Annotated in this window: 12 protein-coding genes; 3 read left to right on the top strand and 9 right to left on the bottom strand. The window is 67.4% G+C overall.

Features of this window, described 5'->3' with window-relative positions:
- Window positions 1–162: 162 nt before the first annotated feature.
- From KN815_RS16620 to KN815_RS16605, 4 genes are read right to left on the bottom strand one after another with little or no spacing between them, the layout of a single operon-like run.
- On the bottom strand, window positions 163–1,263 hold the full coding sequence (locus KN815_RS16620; protein ID WP_216342709.1) for a DEAD/DEAH box helicase: 1,101 nt from the start codon (window positions 1,261–1,263) through the stop codon (window positions 163–165).
- Entirely contained in the window at window positions 1,260–3,224 is a 1,965-nt protein-coding gene (drmB, locus tag KN815_RS16615) for a DrmB family protein (protein WP_253209018.1), read from the bottom strand. Before drmB ends, KN815_RS16620 begins: the two co-directional genes overlap by 4 nt.
- Window positions 3,158–6,322, bottom strand: a complete 3,165-nt coding sequence (locus KN815_RS16610) for a helicase-related protein (protein WP_216342707.1) — start codon at window positions 6,320–6,322, stop codon at window positions 3,158–3,160. The genes drmB and KN815_RS16610 overlap by 67 nt, the downstream gene beginning before the upstream one ends.
- Window positions 6,319–7,935 carry an NERD domain-containing protein gene (locus tag KN815_RS16605; RefSeq protein WP_216342706.1) on the bottom strand — a complete coding sequence of 539 codons (1,617 nt, stop codon included), beginning with the start codon at window positions 7,933–7,935 and terminating at the stop codon, window positions 6,319–6,321. The genes KN815_RS16610 and KN815_RS16605 overlap by 4 nt, the downstream gene beginning before the upstream one ends.
- Window positions 7,936–8,153: 218 nt before the next feature.
- On the opposite strand from KN815_RS16605, the gene KN815_RS51870 reads away from it, so the two are divergent.
- Genes KN815_RS51870 through KN815_RS16590 form a run of 3 tightly spaced genes read left to right on the top strand, consistent with a single transcriptional unit; the run spans window position 8,154 to window position 13,566 of the window.
- Complete coding sequence (locus KN815_RS51870) at window positions 8,154–11,687, top strand: sigma-70 family RNA polymerase sigma factor (protein WP_216342705.1); 3,534 nt, start codon at window positions 8,154–8,156, stop codon at window positions 11,685–11,687.
- A complete protein-coding gene (locus KN815_RS16595) occupies window positions 11,684–12,682 on the top strand; it encodes a hypothetical protein (protein ID WP_216342704.1) in 999 nt (332 codons plus the stop codon). The genes KN815_RS51870 and KN815_RS16595 overlap by 4 nt, the downstream gene beginning before the upstream one ends.
- Window positions 12,679–13,566, top strand: coding sequence for a DUF6339 family protein (locus KN815_RS16590; RefSeq protein ID WP_216342703.1), 888 nt, complete (start codon window positions 12,679–12,681; stop codon window positions 13,564–13,566). Before KN815_RS16595 ends, KN815_RS16590 begins: the two co-directional genes overlap by 4 nt.
- Here KN815_RS16590 and KN815_RS16585 read toward each other — a convergent pair.
- The 5 genes from KN815_RS16585 to KN815_RS16565 form a co-directional block, all read right to left on the bottom strand.
- Window positions 13,535–14,851: a DNA cytosine methyltransferase gene (locus tag KN815_RS16585; RefSeq protein ID WP_216342702.1), complete on the bottom strand. Its 1,317-nt coding sequence runs from the start codon at window positions 14,849–14,851 to the stop codon at window positions 13,535–13,537. The genes KN815_RS16590 and KN815_RS16585 overlap by 32 nt on opposite strands.
- Window positions 14,848–15,855: a DNA cytosine methyltransferase gene (locus KN815_RS16580; protein WP_216342701.1), complete on the bottom strand. Its 1,008-nt coding sequence runs from the start codon at window positions 15,853–15,855 to the stop codon at window positions 14,848–14,850. The genes KN815_RS16585 and KN815_RS16580 overlap by 4 nt, the downstream gene beginning before the upstream one ends.
- Window positions 15,856–15,865: 10 nt before the next feature.
- Window positions 15,866–16,306, bottom strand: coding sequence for a very short patch repair endonuclease (locus KN815_RS16575; RefSeq protein ID WP_216342700.1), 441 nt, complete (start codon window positions 16,304–16,306; stop codon window positions 15,866–15,868).
- Between the two features lie 201 nt (window positions 16,307–16,507).
- Window positions 16,508–17,452: an aldo/keto reductase gene (locus KN815_RS16570; protein WP_216342699.1), complete on the bottom strand. Its 945-nt coding sequence runs from the start codon at window positions 17,450–17,452 to the stop codon at window positions 16,508–16,510.
- Window positions 17,453–17,678: 226 nt separating this feature from the next.
- The gene (locus tag KN815_RS16565) at window positions 17,679–18,869 is read right to left on the bottom strand and encodes a M23 family metallopeptidase (protein WP_216342698.1); all 1,191 of its coding nucleotides are present in this window, start codon (window positions 18,867–18,869) and stop codon (window positions 17,679–17,681) included.
- Between the last annotated feature and the right edge of the window lies 1 nt (window position 18,870).

The raw sequence follows: 18,870 nt of genomic DNA, 5'->3' as shown, positions 1-18,870 counted from the left end.
CGCCAAGGACGCGGGTGCCCGCATATGCGCAAGACCGCATATGCGCAAGACCAACGATCGGCGCCCGGAAGGCCCCGCGTCGTTCGTTGCCCCTGCCCGATTCGACGGCGTTGGGGACGGAGACGGGCACCGCGTTGCCGACCCTCTTGGTCAGCCGGTTGGTCAGCCGGCGTGGCGAGCCAACAAGGATTCCGGGATGTTCGACAGGATGGCGGGCTCATGAGGACCGCGGTGAGCGAAGTGGAGATCCTCGCGTGCACGAGTGCACAGCACGAGGAGGCGGAGACGCGCCTCCACACTGGTCGGGTCCTCCGTGTACGCGTCCAGGTCCGGCACGAAGACGCTGTCGAACTCCAAACCCTTCATGGTGGCAGTGCTCACGATCCGGATGGGCTGCGATGTGAAATCGACGGTGTTCCGGTGCGGATCGCCGTACACGTAGGCCTGGGTGTGCTTCGCGAGCCCCAGACGCGCGAGTTGGCTCTGGACATCCCGCACCAAACGAGTCGATCGGCAGACGATTCCGATACTTCGCTCCGGATGTGCGCTGAAGTACCGAGATATTCCCGTGAGGAGGTACCCCAAGGAGGGCACTTTCAGGATGGTGGGGATACGGCCGGCGCGCGTCGGGACGAGAGTCTCCTCCCGGTTCTTCGTGCGGAACTCGGAGGCCAGCATCGCGATTTCCCGACTGTTCCGGCGGTTCTCCCGCAGCGCGAGCGGATCGGCCTGTACGCCGAGATACCGACATATCTCGGACACGCTGCTCTCCTCGTCGCCGATCCGCTGGTTCTCATCCGCGAAAACGGTGACGCCGACACCGAGTACGCGGCACAGCCGATAGAAGCCGACGGGCAGATTCTGGCCCTCGTCGATCACCAGATGCGCGGTCGGCCTGACTCCCTCCAGGACACAGTCCCGCTGCATATCGGTCCAGTCGTAACACCATCCCTCGTCGTCGGCCTGTGGGGGATCGGTCTCGAATCGCCCGCGCCAGAAACCTCTGACCCACGAGTGATAGGTGGTGACGCGAAGAGCTTCCGTGAGGTCGGGCGCCATCTGCGCGAGGTATTGACGCAGCGGTTGGGAACGAGTGAGAAGTGTGACGTCGCGGCCGGCGGTCGCCAGTGCCCAGGCGCGATAGACGGCCATCACGGTTTTTCCGGAACCGGGCGCTCCTGTGATCACGTGGCTGCCATGGAACGGAAGGTCGACGACGGCGTGCTGCTCGGTCTCGAGATCGAGGAGGGAAGGAATCCTCATGACAGATCGATGGCTCCGGCCGACTCCTCGATGGCGGCCCGGAGGACCTCCCGGAAGAATCCGGGGACATCACCTTCACCGATCAACAATGTCCTGTCCAGAAGAGAATTTTCGATCTCGCAGCATGTCTCCGGTAGCAGCGTGCACGCATGGCAGGCGGCGCGGTTGAGGTTGGCCAGAGACCTGCCGGTGGAGTCGGCGCACAGAGGGTCCTGCGAGCACCATTGCGCCGATTCGAGCAGCCTGATGAGCGTCTCCGCGAGGTTTGGCGGTTGCCCTTGGCGGACGAGGCCACCCAGCGTTCCTTCCGCGTCCCCGGCCGCCGTGTAGACGAACACGCCGGCCTGGGGCGGCAGATCGCTGCCCGGGACGTGGCTTCGGGCGTAGACACGTTCTCGTAGGGAAGCCGCGTTGTACCCGCTGTCATAGGAGAGTTGGCGGATGAAATGATGGGCCAGGGTGTGCAGCATCACGAAGCGTGGCAGAAGCTCAGGGCCCGTCTTGCCTCTCAGCCGGTCGGCCTTGAACGACGCGCCCAGGTTGCCCTCTATGCGTCGCGTCCAGTCGCGCACCAATGGATGTTGCTCCCAGGCGCTCACACGTTCTTCGTCGACGGCGATGAAGATGCCTTCACCGTATGTCTCCACGGCGGGCAGCCATGAGGCTCGGGCGTGTGTGTTGACCGACACGACACGACCTCCCTCACCCTCTTCGCCGTCGCCCGAGCTGGGCTCGTACCGCGAGAAACCTTCGAGTGCGCGCACTTCGCGCACCCGATCCGCGACGACGACCGCGGAGATGCCCGCATCCAGCTCCCGTAGGGATTCCGGATCGTCGGGGCGAATTCCCAGGTCGGTACGGCGCACGGAAAACGTCTTCGAATTGGTGACGGACTCCGGTTCGGAGAAGGCCGCCCATTCGGCGATGCTGAGGTCATCATCGGAGTCGGCAGCATTTGGCACCGGGGCAACTTCGGCGGTATGGCGACGTCGCACAGCTTCAACGAACTCCTCCGCGACGCCGCACTGAAGGGCGATCACGGCTCTCAGGTTATCGGAGACCGGGCCGCCGTCCGCATCCCTGAAGTACGACCAGAGAGAATGGTTGACGACCTTCTGGGCTGATTCGTCGTCTTCGGACAGACCGGCGGGAGCGGGAATATCGATCGCCGAGTGTGTGATCGGAAAGTACACGTTGGAGGCACCGCGCTGTACCGCCTGCGGCTTTTCCTCGCAGGGATCCGCCTCATCGTCTTCGGAGTCCCATGGGTGGGTTCCCGGACAGCGCAGGCCTGTCTGCACGAGGATGTTCTTCTGACTGATCCCCGCCAGATTGCGACTCGCCGGGCAGACGGCGCAGACGACGCGCAGAGCTTCCAGGCCGGAGGATTCCGGAGTGGCGAGGAACCGGAGTCGGTATGCCTGGCATTGCCGCTGGGAATGGTCCTCGCTCCTGGAATGGGCCCATCGATGCCAATCGATGTCGGCCATATGGCCCGCTCTGCATACCTGGATGAAACGCATGGGGGCCAACTGCGGCCTTCCCGGACAACGCCCACAGGCAGGTTGTCTGTCCCGTACCTCATGATCTGGGTTCCAGTGCAGCATGTTCCTGCACTGAGGGCAGAAGAGCCACTTGGGGAATCGGACGTACGTGGGGCCGATACGGCTCGCGTACGCCGCCTTTCCGGACGGAATGACGGGGGCCGAGCGGAGTTCCTGAACTCCCAATTTCCTCGCGAGCCGCGGCGATTCCACCCGTTCGGCGCTCGCGGCCCAACTCCGGGTATCGGCGGCCACGAACGATTCGCCCCGGAGGTCGAGAATTCCCCCGACACCGAAGGGGACGATGGTTTGTGCCCTGCGGACTTTACGGCGAATGTCCTTCACTGCTCTCACGTTCCCTTCACACGGACGACGCACTCGCGGTCGACATTGCGCATCGACTGGGCCGTCTCCCATCTGCCGCCCTGCTTGCCGAAGTCGGTCAGGAGCGCCGTGTACGACCGTCCCTGGGACTGGTAATAGAGGCGGCCGCCCTCGCCACGCGCACTCCGAGCCTCCTGCTGCCAGGTCTCGATCAAATGGTCGAGCTCTTCCGACGCGGCATCGGCTTCCTCGGGGTCGGCCCGTCGCACGTGATCCACGATGAGGTCACGGATCCGCTCGACTCCCTCCGTATGGTCGACGAAGTCGCCCGCTTTGTCCTCCGCCTTCAGGCCGAGACCGTGCCGGACGAGAATGGTGAGCACCGCGTGCAGGGCGCGCTTGCGCGAGGGCAACGACCACGGTGTGACGCTGGTGGGTTCCACGTGCCGGTAGAGCGCGCGGTGGTAGACCCCGAACGACTCGTAGTGGGATCGGTCGCGTGGTTTGGTCGAGCGGAAGAGCGTGACGATCAGACCTGGTACATCACGACGGCCGACGCGGCTGGTGGCCTGGATGTATTCGGAGGTCGTCTTGGGCTGCCCGTTCATGACCATGAGGCCGAGCCTCGGCACGTCGACCCCCACGGAGAGCATGTTGGTCGTGGCGAGGAAGGAAACGCTGCCGCTTTCGTCGAAGTTCTTGCCCAGGCGCTCGAGCAGTCGTGGCTGAGCGGCGCGTGGGATGTTGCTGGTGAGCTCGACCACCGAGTCGTCGTCGAGCCTGCGACGCCGCGTGGCGTCCTTCGTCAGATGTTCGAGACGTGCGGGGATGTCGTCCCGGGCGATCGTGACGGTTCGACCGAGTTCCCGCAGGCTGTTGTGGTAGGCGACCGTGGTCCAGTACGCGTCGCGGAGGGTGTCGTCCTCGCAGATGTCCTTGGGCGCCTGCAAGGCCGCGGCACCCACGTGGACCGTCGAGGTCGAGGCGGTGTGCCCCTGAGCCATGACGCCCACGTACAGTCGCCCCGGTTTGTCCTCGTCCGGCGAGGCGAAGTACGACTGGCCCGCCGTGAGCCCCGACGGAGGGAAGAGCTGCGCGGGCCGGCCGTAAAGGCCGCGGATCTGGTCCTGGGAACGCCGGATGGTCGCTGTCGACGCGATGACCTTCGGCACGGTTCCGCGCCAGGCGCAGAGTTCGAGGATGGCGGTCTCGTACAGGCCGACCGTCGTGCCCAAGGGACCGGCGAGCAGATGCAGCTCGTCCTGGATCACCAGGGAGGGGGCGCGCCTGCCGTCTTTTCCGAACAGGTTGCCCGCCCTGGGCTCCCATGCGAGTCTCGCGAATTTGTCCACCGTGCCGAGGACGAACGTCGGGGGTTCCTGATAGATCTGCTCGTCCACCACGGAGACCGGAAGCCGCTCGTGGAAGGAGCAGGTGTCGCGCGGGCAGAAGAACCAGGTGGTGACGCCATCCGCCTTGATGCCGAAATCCCGGTCCTGCCCCGGTCGCTCCGGAACGATCTCGGTGCCGCACCACGGGCAGCGTTCCAGGAGAAACCGATCGTCGGGCTCGTTCATCTGCTTCAGGGTGGCGAGTTCGTCCTCCGCGTCGGAGATCTTGTTCGGCGTCGTCTCCTTGCCCACCCACAGACCGATGGAGATGGGCTCCTGTCCGAGATCGTGGGGCAGTTCTCCGTCGTTGCCCCGCCTGATGTATTCCAGGGCGCAGATGGCCGTCGCCGTGCGCTGGAACTGCTGTGTGGTGAGCAGACTCAGCGTGTATCGGCTCAGAACGGCGGTACCGCCCCCGTCGGCGCCGAACCGCAGGCGACGCCAGAGGATCTCGAAGCAGGCGGTGAGGAGGTATGCCTCCGTCTTGCCTCCGCCTGTGGGGAACCAGATGAGGTCGACCGTCTTCCTGTCCTCGTGCTCGGGGTTCATCAAGCTCTCGACCACGAGCAGGAAGTAGGCGAGCTGGAACGGATGCCAGGCGTAGTCCTCATCGGGTTCGGTCAGCTCGAGTACGTCGCCGCCCCGGCGGCGCCTGCGACCGGCGAGCTCCCGGCGGCTGTGGAGCATCTGAAGCGCCATGGCCCGGTTGGCGAGCCGGAAGGCGGCGCGTGCCGCCTCTCCCGACGGAGTCGGCGCGGTGAGCGCCTCCACCCCTGACGTCATGCGGCCGAGCGCCGTCTTGACGCGGTCGAGGATCCGTACGGCGGGTGCGGCAGCCCAGGAGGGCAAGGTCTTCGCCTGCGCCCGCTGGGTGTCGAACCACTCGCGATAGCCCAGGACGAAGGCATCCAGCCCCGCCCGCAGCTCGTCCGCCGAGAGTTCGGGCCGGGACAGGTGCTTGAGATTGAGGACCGGAAGGTCCTTGGGCCCGTCGGGCTTGATGTGCGCCACCACCTGCCGCGGCATGACCTGTGCTCGCACTGTGGTGACCTTGTCCTGCTGGGCCCCGTCATCCCATTCGACGGCGCAGCCATGACCCACGGCTCGCGTCACGACGTCCCGGTACTGGACGCGGAGCTCTTGTTCCTCCTGGTCGCGGCTGTTGAGGCGGGTGCTCGGATACTCCCGGATCCTGCCCTCGATCGTTGTCGCCTCCACACCGACCTGGAAGAGCATCAGGTCCCGGTCCTTGTGGGGGCTCTCCTCCTCGTCATGCGCGTTGGCCAGCACACAGGTGACGAGATGCCCGTCGGCGAAAGGGCGCCAACGGACGTGGAGACGACCGTGTCCGTCCAGAACGGGAATCGGTGACCTCTCGTCCACGGTCATGGTCGACTTCGTGGCGAGCCGCGGTTGACGTTGCCAACTGCGCCGACCACCTTCGCGATGTGTGACGTAGCGCGACGCTTCGCACCTCACCTCGATGCTCCGGGCATCGGTGAAGAAGGAGAAGCCGAGCGACGACGGAAGCCACGCGTTCGCCTCGGCCACGGGATCGTCGGCGAAGCCGTCCTCCTCTCCGCCACCGGCCGCTGTCTCGTTGAAATGCTGTTCGCCGTCCTCCTGTGAATGCTCCAGCAAGGAGGCCCCGCGCGGATACAACGTCCCCATGAGGTAGCGACGGTCCGGAGGATCGACGAGGGTTTCGTACTCGTCGACGGCCGGGCCGACCAACTGCCGGCGGAGGTACGCCACGAACTCGTCGCGGTGTGCGGAGAGCCGCGATCCGGCGTCGCTCACTTGAGATGCCCCTGCCTCTTCAGTACGGCCATGCCCAGGTCCTTCAATGTCTGTTGGGTGCCGGGCCTACAGGCGACCCAGAGCTGGGCGCGGGCCCTGGTCCAGGCCACGTAGAGCGCGTCGAGTCGGCCGCCGAGATGTTCGGGTTCGAGATCGATCAGACACACGACGTGGTTCTCGTGACCCTTGAAGTCGGAGACGGACGACCAGGTGAGGCGGTGCTTCGTGCGATCGGTGCCGACGACGTCGGCGAATCGTTCGATCTTGGAAGCTCGCTGTGACAGACGGGCCGAGCTCGCCTCCCAGTCGCCGGAAGCGGACAGCAGTGTGATGTCCCGCGGGGAGACCCCCTCCCGCACGAGCTCGTTCACATAGGCATCGAGAACGGTGGCCTCGTCCTGGGCGTCCCGTACGTCGGCGAAGCGGACCGGCTGGCCCTCACCCGCGGAGGCGACGCCCAGGTCGGCCCCGGTGTACAAGCGGACCTGGTTGACGATCTGCACGGTATTGCGGCAGTTGCGCTTCATGGGACCGTACACGGTGCCCAGCGGGCGCAGGTACTCCCAGGCGTCCGGATCGTAACCCTCCGGTGTCAGTACCTGGTTGTTCTGATCCAGCATGAAGGTCCATTGCCCCTCGGCGAGGCCGCCCGGGACCAGAGCCTCCAGGGTGTCGAGACTCTCCAAGGTCATCAGGTCCTGCGCCTCGTCCACGATCAGGTGATCGAAGACGCGTCCCTGAACCTCGTCGAGGCGTTCGAAGGGCAGGACGGTGATCGCGCCGTCGTCGAGGACACGCCGCAGATGGGTGGCCAGCGTGGTGCTCGCACAGGTGAACAGGACACTACCGTGGGCGGCCTTGCGGCGGGCCGCCTCGGCCGCCAGGAACGTTTTGCCGGTTCCCGCGCCACCGGTCCAGATCAGACGGGCGTTGGACTCCAACTCGTCGAGCCTGTCCAACTGTTCGTTGGTGAGGCGCTCGAAGACGACATCGAGATCGGTCAGCCGGGACCGCAGGTTGGGCACACGGTCGAAGTCCGGGCGAATGGCCTCGAGCATCTTCGTGCGGAGGGCGGCGGGGACAGGGGTGCGGGCCCACCTGTTCCTCGTGAGCCAGAAGCGCGTCGCTCGATCCATGCCCTGCGCCAGGCCGCGGCCGCCGGCATATGCGGTGGTGCCGAGATATTGCTGAGGCTCGAACTCGGTCATGCGTGGGATGTCGATATCGGTGGTGATCACGAGGTATCCGCTCGGGACCCCGTGGTTCCTCAAGTCGCCGACCCGGGCACCGATCTCGCGTTCGAATTCATGCATGCCGCCGCCGGCCTGGGCGAAAGGACTCTCCTTCGGCCCGTCCTCGCGATCGGGCGGACCGTAGTACCACTTCCCGTCGCGCTGGCGTACCCGACCGCCTTTGACCTCGATGAAGAGCAGGATGTCCGGCATGATGACAACGAAGTCGATCTCACCGACACGCTTCCTGTGGTGCTGGGGGAGGTGAACCGTGTGCAGGGCGACGCTCTGCTCGTCCGGAATCGCCTTGAGCGCCGCGAACACACTCCGCTCGGCCCGGCTCCGGGTGCTGCTCGAGATCTCGCTCGGAATGATGCGCATCCACTCTCCCCACGGTGACGCCAACGCGTATTCAAAAATACCCAGTGACAGATCACCCGAGCACACCCCCGGCCGGCAAGTGCTGGCAGCAACAGCCCTGTGGGTGATGGACTATGCGGGCACAAGGACAGAGCGCGGGGGGCGCGATGGCGACGGAGCGGGACGGTGCCTTCGGTAAGGCGCCGACTGACGCTGGTTGGGAACTGCTGATCGGCCTCATGCGCCGATTCACCGCCGAAGGACTTGAACGCCGGACGGCTCTGCGGCAGGTGATGAGAGCGGCGCGGCTCGACGCGGAGGAGACCCAGGCCCTCTACAAGGCCGTGATAGCGGCCGAGATCGACGAGGAGGAACTCGAAGAGGAAGTGAATATTCCGGGTAGTGCGAACCCCGACGACGGTGCCGGCCACGACGAGGCTGTCGACGACCTGGATTCCGGCGAGGACGACCTGGACGCCCTTGATGAGGAAGAGGCCGTTCCGGATTTCGAGTCGCTTCGGGGCACGGTGCGTGTGGACGACATGGACGCGGCGCGGCGCACTGCCCGGGACCTGCTCCAGCGCGACCGGAAGCGGCTGAACCCGCACCGGCGCCTGCTGACGGCCGAGGAGGAAGTGGGGCTCTGCCTCTTGTTCCGGGGTGCGGAAGGGCCCTCGACCTCGTTACCCGACGACTATGTGGCGACGCTTCCGCGAGACGGCGAGGCGTACCGGGCCTTCTCCGCGATGGTCCTTCATAATCAGCGTCTCGTTCACAAGATCGTGCAGGGCCTGGGGTGGGCAGGCGGTCCCATGCACGAGGATCTCGTACAGCACGGCATGATCGGGCTCATGCACGCTGTGGAGAAGTTCGACGTCTCCATGGGGTGCAAGCTCTCCACCTATGCCACCTGGTGGATTCGGCAGCGCATCAGTCGCGCCGTGATGAACGAAGGATCGGCCATTCGTCTCCCGGTGCACATCTGGACCGACGTGGACAAGGTGCGGAGGAAGGAACGGGAATTCCTCGACCAGGGCAGAAAACCCAACATCGGCGACCTTGTCCTGGCATGCGGACTGGATCCCGCCAAGGTGGAGGAGTGTCTGCGGTTGGGGCGCCGGGCGATTCTGTCGCTCGATCAACCCGTCGGTGAGAACCTGACCCTCGGAGAGCTGGCCGTCGACACGTTGCGACCGGTACCGGGACCGGAGCAGGCGCTGTGGTCCGCATTCGAGCGGCAGGAGCTGTTCCAGTTCTTCGACGCCTGCTCCCTCACGGACAGACTCCGGCACATTCTCCTGCTGCGTTTCGGTTTCGTCGACGGAACACCCTGGACGCTGGAGCAGATCGGTGAGCACTTCAAAGTCACGCGCGAACGCATTCGACAGCTCGAGAAGAAGGCGCTGACGGATCTGCGGATCCTCCTGGGCCTGGAGCCCGACACCGCCGAAGCGGAACGCCGGCGCGCCAAGGCTGCTCGACGGATCGCTCAAGAGGCCGCCGAAGCGATCGCGCGTCGCAGAGGCATGGAAAGGCGGAAGAACACGGGGGTCGGTGAGCCGCTGCCGAACAAGAGCGTCGGCACACCGAGGACGGAGAGCGGTTCCGACAGGAGAGAGGCAACGGTGAGCTCGCAGGAAACGGAGTTCGGTCGATGGCTGGCCGGGCGAATGCGGGACAAGGGGATGGATGCGAGTCAGTTGGCCGGCCGGTTGGAGGTGACGCGAGCGGCCGTCGACGCGTGGCTCCACGACCGCTCCGAACCCCGCCCGGAGCTCATGGCCACGGTGCGCGAGATCCTGGGAGCCGAGGACGACGCGGTACGGGGCGCCGAGGTGGGGCCGGAGCGGCGGCACGATCCCGTGGAAACGCCGGCCGTGTGGTACCACCGCCCCGGACACGACGACGGCGGCCGGGAATTCGGCAACGCGGCGGCCTTCGCCTTCGAGGCCGACTTGGAGGTTCTGGCCCGTGAGGCGACGCAGAACAGCCTGGACGAGCGTGACAGGAGAAACAACCGCCCGGTCAGGGTCCGGTACACGCTGCACGAACTGACCGGCGACACCCTCGCCCGGTTCCTCGCGGCGATCCACTGGGACGGCCTCCGCTCGCACTACGAGGCGGCCGCCGCGCAGGACCAGAAGGTCGGACGCGTGATCAACGCTGGTCTGCGGGAGGTGACCGAGGGAGATCGCCTGGTCCTTCTCCGGGTCGACGACTACAACGCCAACGGGCTCACCGGTGACGATTACGAGGACGGTCGATTCGCCGCCGTGGTGCGGCGTCAGCTCGACAGCCTCAAATCGGATGCGACGGCAGGTGGTTCGTACGGCTTGGGGAAGGCGACGCTCTGGGCGACCAGCCGGCTGGGGCTCGTCCTCATGAACTCCACGCTCTCCGAGCCCCACGAAGGACGCACGGCGCGGCGAGTGATCGGCCGGCTCGATCTGCCCTGGCGGGAGGTGGAGGGCAGGCGGTTCGCCGGACCCGCTTGGCTGGGCCGGCCGGACGCCGAGGCGAACAACACCGAGGTCGTCCGTTCCTGGTGGGCCGACGAGGAGACGGTCGAGAACCTGTACCTCACCCGAGAGGGCGATGACCCGGGCACGTCCTTCCTGATCGTCGGCGCGCATGACGTGGCCAGCCTCGCCCCCGGAACCGGGCAGGGCGAGGAGGACGACGTCGACGACGAGGACAGCCTGGAGCGCATGCACCGGAGGTTGCTCAGCGCCCTCGGCCGCAACTTCTGGGCCGCGATGACAGCGGGAGGCGAGCACAGGCCGCTGTTGGAGGCGTCGGTGCGAGCACTGCGCAATGGCGTGGAGCTCCTCGCGGAGGAGCGGGTCGAGCCGCATGAGCACCAACCCGCCCGCTCCCGGGCTCTTCAGGCGTTTCTGAGCGGAACCACCGTGGACCGTCTCACCGAGGCGGGGCAGGTGGCCCGGATCACTGTGCCGTTGAACGTTCCCGCAAGGGACGGGGTCCCCGGTACGGCGGGCGAGCATCGGGCAGTGCTGCTGATCACCGATGCCACCGACGCGGACGGGAAGATCAACCGGGTGACCGCGATGCGGGGAAACCGCATGACGGTCAGGACCAGTTGGGTGCCCGGTCTCCCCGCGTCGACCAACCCGTTCCAGGCGGTTCTGCTCGTAGGCCGTGCGGCAGGGGACGACGCGCCGTTCGCGGCCGAGGCCGAGGAGTTCCTGCGGTCCTCCGAGCCACCGGAGCACAACAAGTGGGGTCAGACCGAGGAGTTGCGCATGCGCTACTCGCCGTCGGCCCACCGTCGGATCGCGGCGTTGACGACGGTGACCAACAGGGCCGTGCACGAGCTCGTGGCGGTCCCAAGGGACAAGAAGTCGAGCGGCACGAGCAAGATCGGCAAAAGGCTCAAGATCACGGGCAAGCCCGGCGGCAAGGTCCGGGGAACGGTGACACCTCCGAAGCTGCACGATCTGGAGGCAGTGGTCGCCCCGTCCGGCGCGTGGCAGATCACAGCCGAGGTCAAGGTGTCGCCCGGCGGGGTCGAGCCCTGGCGGATGAGCCCCGTCGCCAAACTGGACGTCCGGTCAGGCCCTCGTCCGGTGGTCAAGTGGGCCGAGCTCGTCGCGGTCAAGGACTGTGAACTGTCCGATGGCGTCCTGCACTTCCCGCCAGGAGTCCGCCGGGCCGTCTTTCGAGGCGTCACTGATATTTCCACGCATCCGGTGCGGGCCGGACTGACCGGTCTCGAGGTCGTGCTACAGGAGAGCAAGGGAGGTGGAGCATGAGGGTCTACCCCTACCCCCGCCCGAACGGTGCGGTGACGGCGCGCGTCACGGCTGTACGGCTGCGCGGCCCGGGTGACGCCCGGGAACAGTTGGACGCCAAGGGATGCTCGGTGGTCGAGCGGGTCGTGGCACTCGGCATGGCCGAGCGTCACGACTGGCAGAGCGCACGACTCGTCCTGACGGCGACCGTGCCGGCTCGTGAGATCGAGGCCAAGGGCGACTGGACCGATATCGCCGTCGTCGCCGTTCTGACGGAGGGGGCCACCAACGCACGGACGGTTGCCCGGCTGTTTCCCGGTCCGCAAGGAGGCAAGGACTGGACCGGGGAGATCGAACTCGACCGGGACGACCATCTGGACCGCGCCTCCCTCGCCGTGCACGTGGTGGCCACGGTCGGAGGGGTCGAGGGACGGATCATCGGCTCGACCGACCAGGACCAGGAGTGGATGATCGACCTGACGGCCGACGCGCCGGTCAGGGACCGAGAACTCGACGTCAGCAAGGTCAGTTTCGCCCGTGGCGGCGATCGGCTGCGGAGTTTCCAGGGCGCACCCTGGGTCCTGGACACTGCGGGGCGGATGCCCGCCGTCCGTCTGAACTCGGACTTCGAGGGCCTGGTGGCGCTGGTGGAAAGCCAGGGCTCGACGATGAAGAGCATCATGCGCGAGGTGCTGCTGGCCCAGATGCGCTCCGATGTGTGGGCCGCGGTCTTCCATACCGCCATCGGCGACCTGGAGATCGAGGACGACGGCACTCCGCTCTTCCCGCCCGACTGGCGAGGTGCGGTGCTCCGCGAGATGCTCCCGGACATCGTCCCCGGCCGGCCGGAGGACGACGCCCTCCGCGAAGTGCACACCCGTCGTACCGGCGAGGGGGGCTGGGCGGACCTGCAACCACGTATTCAATACGCGGCCGCTCGTCGCGCCGAGATCCCCCAGGCGTTGACCGACGCCTTCCGCGACATCGAACGACTCGACCAGGAGACCAACGCGTGACTTTGCGTCCCGAGTACCTGCCGGAACGGCTTGCCCTGATCTCCGACATCCAGGCCGCCGAGTACATCTCCGCAGGGCTGCTGGAGGGGCGCGAAGACGTTCCTTCCATCGCACTGAACAAGGCTGCCGAGACGTTGCCCGACGACGATGGGCGGCTGCGACTGGACCGGGTGCGCGACCTGATCGACGACGCCATGACCACGTTCCGGGACGAACGCCCCACGGCGGCGGATGCGTGGCTGGCGCCGCGGCTGCACGAGACCCTTCGGTTGACCCGCCGGGAAGCGGCCGAGAAGGGATTTTGGACGTTCGTGGCCCTTGGAGTGGCTCCGGACTACGTCGTCTGGCGTCACCTGTCGGAACCGAAGGCGGACGATGCGCACGGCCGTGTGGCGCGCGACAGGTTCATCGGCCCGCACTCCAAACAGACCTTCGCTCGACTCTGGTGGGCCGCCGAACTCTTCCGCGACGGCCCGGACTACCAGCCCGCCGTCGTGGCCTGCGGCAATCAGGACATGCTGAACTCCGCTCTGCGGCTGGACGTCATCGATCACCGCCCCACCGCTCTGGCCCTCGTCAAGCTGATGGAGCGAGGGACCGTGCGCACCGGCCGGGAGGTGAACGCCCTCACGTCCGCGGTCAACGCCGCTGCCGCGACGCTGATGTACGACGTCATCGCTCCGGACGTGGAACGTGACGGGGAGGCACTGCGCGACTGGATCGCGGGGGCCGGGTCGGCCCTCCCGTCACCTCGGAACCACCTGCCCGAGGGCCCGGAGGAGGAACGGGCTTCCCCGGAGGGGGTGGAGAAACTGGTCGACCACTTCGCGGAGCTGTTCGCGGACGCGCAGGTCAGGGGGCGGACGTCGGGCGGGAGCGACTGACCTTGTGCGACTCCGGGGGGCATTGGCTCTGATCACCACATCCGAGGAGCCGCAGTTCCTCGGTGGTGGTCCGGGGCACGCTCGGCCATGTGCTCGCGGCCGCCAACTCCTCGTCCGAGGGGGCGTCCCCCCGCAGCGCCCTGCCGAGTACGTGCATGCCCAGTCGTGGGGGCACAGCATTGCCGACCTGCTGGGCCTGGTCGTTCCCGGACCAGGGGAAGTTGTGCGGGAAGGTCTGGAGAACTCCGGCCTCCGGGATGGTGAAACGGTCGTATCGGTCGGTCGCGTACGCCGCGTTGTCCTTGTAGACCTTGTTCCGGGAGATCTTCCCGGTGACCGTGAAGGCGGGCTCGGAGGACAGGCGCCTGCCCCGATTCTTCGGATCACCCCCGGAGCCGTAGTTCGAGACGACGAAGAACCTCGTCTCGTCCCCCGTCCGGAGCCGGGACACGTCCACGGGGGAGTCCTTCAGCTCGCTCGCCGCGTCGAGAGCCTCCGCCATGGAGAGCCAGCGCCGCTTGGCCTCGGGAATCGCGGAATCGGTCGGGAGCATCTCCGCTTGCACGGCGTTGCGTTTGGCCCGATGCAGGTCGAAGGGGAGATGGGTCGCCTCGATCGGTGCGATGGCCCCGTCCCCGGGGCGTCGGGCGACGAGCACGGCACGTGTGCGGGTTTGCGGAACGCCGAACTGCTCGGTCTTCAACTCCCAACATTCCGCCTCGTACTTGACGCCCCTCAGCCGTCCCTCTCCACCGCGCAGCAGCTTCGCGTAGACCCCCCAGAGGGGCAGGACCGCGGGTACCTGTTCCAGAACGATCACGTTGTAGGGCTCGCGGCCCTCTGTCTCGATCGCCTTGAGGAGCCATCGCAGGGGCTCCAGGACCAAGGCGGTGCGCGGGTCGCCGAGGGCGTGCAGTTCCTCGTCGATCTTCGCTTCGTCCTCCCCGTCCACCAGGCGGTGGATGAACTCCTCCACGGTGTCCAACGCTCGCCGCCCCACACCGCTGCCCGCGACGGAGAAGGACTGACAGGGCGGCCCGCCGGCGAGCACGTCGACCGATTTCGGAATCTCGTCGAACCGCTTCTCGCGCATGACGCTCACATCGGCGTGAATCGTCGGCAGCCCCGCCGCGTAGCGCGTCTCGCACGCGTTTCGGTCCCACTCGATACCGATGCTCTTGAAGCCCAGGAAGTGCGCTGCCACGTCGAGTCCACCAGGACCCGCGAAAAGGTCCAGTATGCGGACACCATCGAGATGGTGGGGCTGTGTTCCCGGGTTGTTCATGGGGTTGAAGTGTAGCCGGCGCCGGAGGCCGGAGAGTCCCCCAGTGCGGCTGCGATCGCCAGCCCTAGCGCCTTGCCCACCGGCGGCGGTGAGGCGTGCCCGATCTGGCGATAGCGGGCCGTCTTCTTCCCGACGAATCCCCAATCGGACGGGAAACCCTGGAGGAGTGCGGCCTGTCGGGTCGTGATCCTGACCATCCCCTGACGTCCCGTCTCAGGAGCCCAGACGAACTCCGGGCCGGGGACGTCGTCGGCCACGGTGCCGCCATCGACTCCCATCCGTGCCCAGGCCTTCTTCGTCCCCGTCGGCCCCAGATCCGCGCCTCCCCGTCTGTCCGACCCGCCCACCAGGGTCGGGGCCACGCCGGCAGCCTGAGCCGCCCACTGATCGGCGTCCCGCCAACCGCGCACGGCCATGGAACGGCGCAGAGCCCGCCCGACGGACAAATGCTCGCGCACGGTCGGTTCGGGTGGAAGGAACGCCTCGAAGTACTGCTTCTTCAGCGCGACGAGCACCCCTTGCTTCCGCTCCTGTGGCACCCCGAAGTCGGCGGCGTTCAGAACGAACCACCGGAATCGATAGCCGAGATGGTCGAGTTCTTCGCGGATGAAGTCGCGTATCGGCTCGAAGTCGGGCGCGTTCACCAGCTCGGGGACATTCTCGATGAGCAAGGCCCGGGGCTGGACGGCGTGCGCCAGATAGACGGTTGCCTCCAGCAGGCGCAGCTCGGCCTCGGTCTCGGTCCGCGCGACGGTCGCACTGGACCTGACGCGGGGCAACCCGGCCGACAGCAGATCGACGTCGTAGATCTCCTGGTGCCGCGAAGGGGCGAATTCCAGCAGGTCCGCCTCCAGAACCTGCCACGCCGGTCGGTTCATGCGCAGTGTTTCGCAGGCCACCGGCTTCTCGTCCAGGAGCAGTACGGGTTCGAAGCCGGCGTATTCCAGCCCCAAGGCCAGCCCACCCGCTCCCGCACACACATCGATGGATCGTAGTTCGCTCATCGGCTCCGCCCTATCGCCGTCGTTTCCGTCTGTCGGCCTTCTCCCGGTCGACAGCGGCGGCCACCTGACGCATGACGGCGTGCGGCGACTCGTGTTCCCAAAAGCGCAGGACCGTCCAACCTTCGGCCAATAGCTGCGCGTTCGTCTCCTGATCCCGCTCGATATTGCGATCGAGCTTCTTGCGCCACCACTCCGCGTTCGCCTTGGGACTGGTGGCATGCTCCGGGCAGCCGTGCCAGAAGCAGCCGTCGATGAGGACGGCCAACCTGACACCGGTGAACGCGATGTCGATCTTCCGCCTGCGCATGCCCGGCACCGGGTAGTGGATCCGATAGCGGTACCCCGAGGCGTGCAGGAGCTGCCGCACCGCCCATTCGGCACTGGTGTCCCGGTTGGTCTGCCGGCTCATCCTGGCCGAGACGTCGGGGCTGGAGGGGTGGGCTACACGCATGGCCCCAGTGTCCTACTTCCCGACACCCTTTCGGCCCGCGATCGCGGACTCGCACCGCGCCTTGCCCAGTGCAGTGGCCGGGGATGATCATTCGGGCAGAAGAGAGCCGAGGTGCAGGCGGCGTGCGTTTTGGGTCGAGGGCGGGCCGGGGTGGGTTTTGGGTGCCCGCCCTCGTTGGGGGTTTGGCTGGGCGGCTGGGGGTCAGTCCGATGCCGAGGTCAGCAGGTCCAGTTCCGGCTGGGTCAGCTTGAGGTCGACCGATGCCAGCAGGGGCGGGAGCTGGTCGACGGTGCGGGCGCTGGCCAAGGGGGCCGCGACCGTGGGCTGAGCGAGGAGCCAGGCGAGGGCGACCGTGGTGGGCTCGGTGGCGTGGTTGGCGGCGACGTCGTCCAGGGCGGCGAGGACCTTCTGGCCGCGCTCGGTCTCCAGGTGCTGGGCCGCGCCCGAGGAGCGGGGGCTGTCGACCGTCGTGCCCGGGCGGTACTTGCCGGTCAGGAAGCCGGACGCCAGGGAGTAGTACGGGATGGTCGCCAGGTGGTGGCGGGCGGCGACGTCGGCCAGCTCGCCCTCGAAGGTGTCGCGGGAGACCAGGTTGTAGTGCGGCTGGAGGGCGACATAGCGGGCCAGGCTCTCCTGGGTGGAGAAGGTCAGCAGGGCCTCCAGGCGCTCCGCGCTGACGTTGGACGCGGCGATCTCGCGGACCTTGCCCTCTCTGACCAGCTCGTCCAGGGTGGTGATGATCTCCTCCACCGGCACCGACGGATCGTCGTAGTGGGTGTAGTAGAGGTCGATGTAGTCGGTGCGCAGCCGCTGGAGGGATTCCTCGACGCCCGATTTGATGGCGGACGAGGTCAGGCCGCGGGGCTCCGGGACGCCGGCGCCCACCTTGGTGGCGAGGACGATGTCGGAGCGGTTGCCCCGGGAGGCGAACCAGTTGCCGAGGATGGTCTCGGACTCTCCGCCCTCGTTGCCCGGCACCCACGCGGAGTAGACATCGGCGGTGTCGATGAAATTGCCGCCCGCCTCGACAAAGGCGTCGAGCACCCGGAAGGACTCGGCCTCGTCGGCGGTCCAGCCGAAGACGTTCCCGCCCAGGGAGAACGGGAAGACGGACAGATCACCGATCTTCTGTGTGTTGTCAGCCATACGGTTTTACAACGAGTGGCCGGGCGGGGTTGTTCCTGGGGGTGGCCTCGGGGGGTGTTCCTCGGGGGGTGTTCCTTGGGGTGTCCTTGGGAGTGTTCCTTGAGGGGTGTTCCTGCGGGGCGGCCCTGTCAGGGCGTAAACCGGCGGTCCCGTCAGGGCGTAAACCGGCGGCCCTGGCGTCAAGGGGGGAGAGAGCGCCAGAGCCGCCGGAGTATCAGGGGTTGTATCAGGGATTCATCCCGTGCTGGCGCAGCCAGGGCATCGGGTCGATCGGCGAGCCGCCGCCCGGCCGGACCTCGAGGTGGAGGTGCGGGCCGGTCACATTGCCGGTGGCGCCGACGCGGCCGATGACGTCGCCCGCCGTCACCTTGCCCGAGGTGACGACCATCGACGACAGGTGGCAGTACCAGATCTCGGTGCCGTCGCTGAGGGTCAGCACGATGCGGTAGCCGTACGAACCGGCCCAGCCCGCCTGGGTGATGGTGCCGCCGTGCACCGCCTTGGCCGGGGTGCCGGTCGGGGCGGCGAAGTCCTGGCCGGTGTGGTCGGCCGACCAGATGTCGCCCGCCTGGCCGAAACTGGCGGTCAGGGTGTACGAGCCGACGGGGAGGGTGTACGCGGCGGCGAGCCTGGCCTGGCGCTCGGCCGCGGCCTTCTTCTCGGCCGCCTCCTTCGCCCGCTGCTCGGCGGCCTTCTTCTCCGCCTCGGCCTTGGCCTTCCGCTGGGCGGCCACCTCCGCGGCCTGGTCGGACGCCTTCTTGGCGGCGGCCTTCGCCGCGGCGGTGCGGTTGTCCTCGTCCGCCGCGTTCTGCTGATTCTCGGCCTGCTGGAGGATGCGGGCGCGCAGCGCCTCGCCCGCGTCGGTGGTGCCGCGCTGCTCGTCCGCGCTGGTCAGCCCGGCCTCGGAGAGGGGGGCGGCGGCCGTCTGCGGGCCGCTGCTGTCGTCCGACGCCCAGGAGCCGATACCGGGCAGGTCCTTGGCGGCGGGCAGGCTGGCCTTGACCTCATCGGCGACATGGCCGAGATCCGGCATCGAAATGGGCGGCTTGGGACGGTCCTTGGCGCTGGCCATACCGCCCGCACCGACCGCCGCGATCACGCCGACCCCGAGGACGGCGCCGCTGCGCGCCATGGTCCCGCCACGCTGCTTGGCCACGCGGTGCCGGCCGCGTACGGGAGCGATGGACTCCTCGGTGGGGTTCCACTCCTCCCAGGGCTCGGTCTCGAATCCGGCACCCGGGCCCTCGAACGCGTCCCCATCCGCGTCCAGGTACCGATCGTCGGGGGCGAAGTGGCCGTCCCCGGAACTCATCCCGCCGCCGGCGTCGAAGCCGGGGCCGTAGGCGGTGGCGGTCCCCAAACCGCCTCCCCGTGTGCGATACGGGGCCTCGTCCAGGGCAGACCTATTGGACGCCACG

It is taken from the genome of Streptomyces niphimycinicus (assembly GCF_018883605.1).
Taxonomy (GTDB): domain Bacteria; phylum Actinomycetota; class Actinomycetes; order Streptomycetales; family Streptomycetaceae; genus Streptomyces; species Streptomyces niphimycinicus.
This window is presented reverse-complemented; position numbering and strand designations above follow the sequence as displayed.

Bases quoted from the DNA above. Each gene is read 5' to 3' on its own strand.
- KN815_RS16620 (WP_216342709.1), bottom strand. From the start codon at position 1,263: ATGAGGATTCCTTCCCTCCTCGATCTCGAGACCGAGCAGCACGCCGTC.
- drmB (WP_253209018.1), bottom strand. From the start codon at position 3,224: ATGGGAGACGGCCCAGTCGATGCGCAATGTCGACCGCGAGTGCGTCGT.
- KN815_RS16605 (WP_216342706.1), bottom strand. From the start codon at position 7,935: ATGCGCATCATTCCGAGCGAGATCTCGAGCAGCACCCGGAGCCGGGCC.
- KN815_RS51870 (WP_216342705.1), top strand. From the start codon at position 8,154: ATGCGCCGATTCACCGCCGAAGGACTTGAACGCCGGACGGCTCTGCGG.
- KN815_RS16595 (WP_216342704.1), top strand. From the start codon at position 11,684: ATGAGGGTCTACCCCTACCCCCGCCCGAACGGTGCGGTGACGGCGCGC.
- KN815_RS16585 (WP_216342702.1), bottom strand. From the start codon at position 14,851: ATGAACAACCCGGGAACACAGCCCCACCATCTCGATGGTGTCCGCATA.
- KN815_RS16580 (WP_216342701.1), bottom strand. From the start codon at position 15,855: ATGAGCGAACTACGATCCATCGATGTGTGTGCGGGAGCGGGTGGGCTG.
- KN815_RS16575 (WP_216342700.1), bottom strand. From the start codon at position 16,306: ATGCGTGTAGCCCACCCCTCCAGCCCCGACGTCTCGGCCAGGATGAGC.
- KN815_RS16570 (WP_216342699.1), bottom strand. From the start codon at position 17,452: ATGGCTGACAACACACAGAAGATCGGTGATCTGTCCGTCTTCCCGTTC.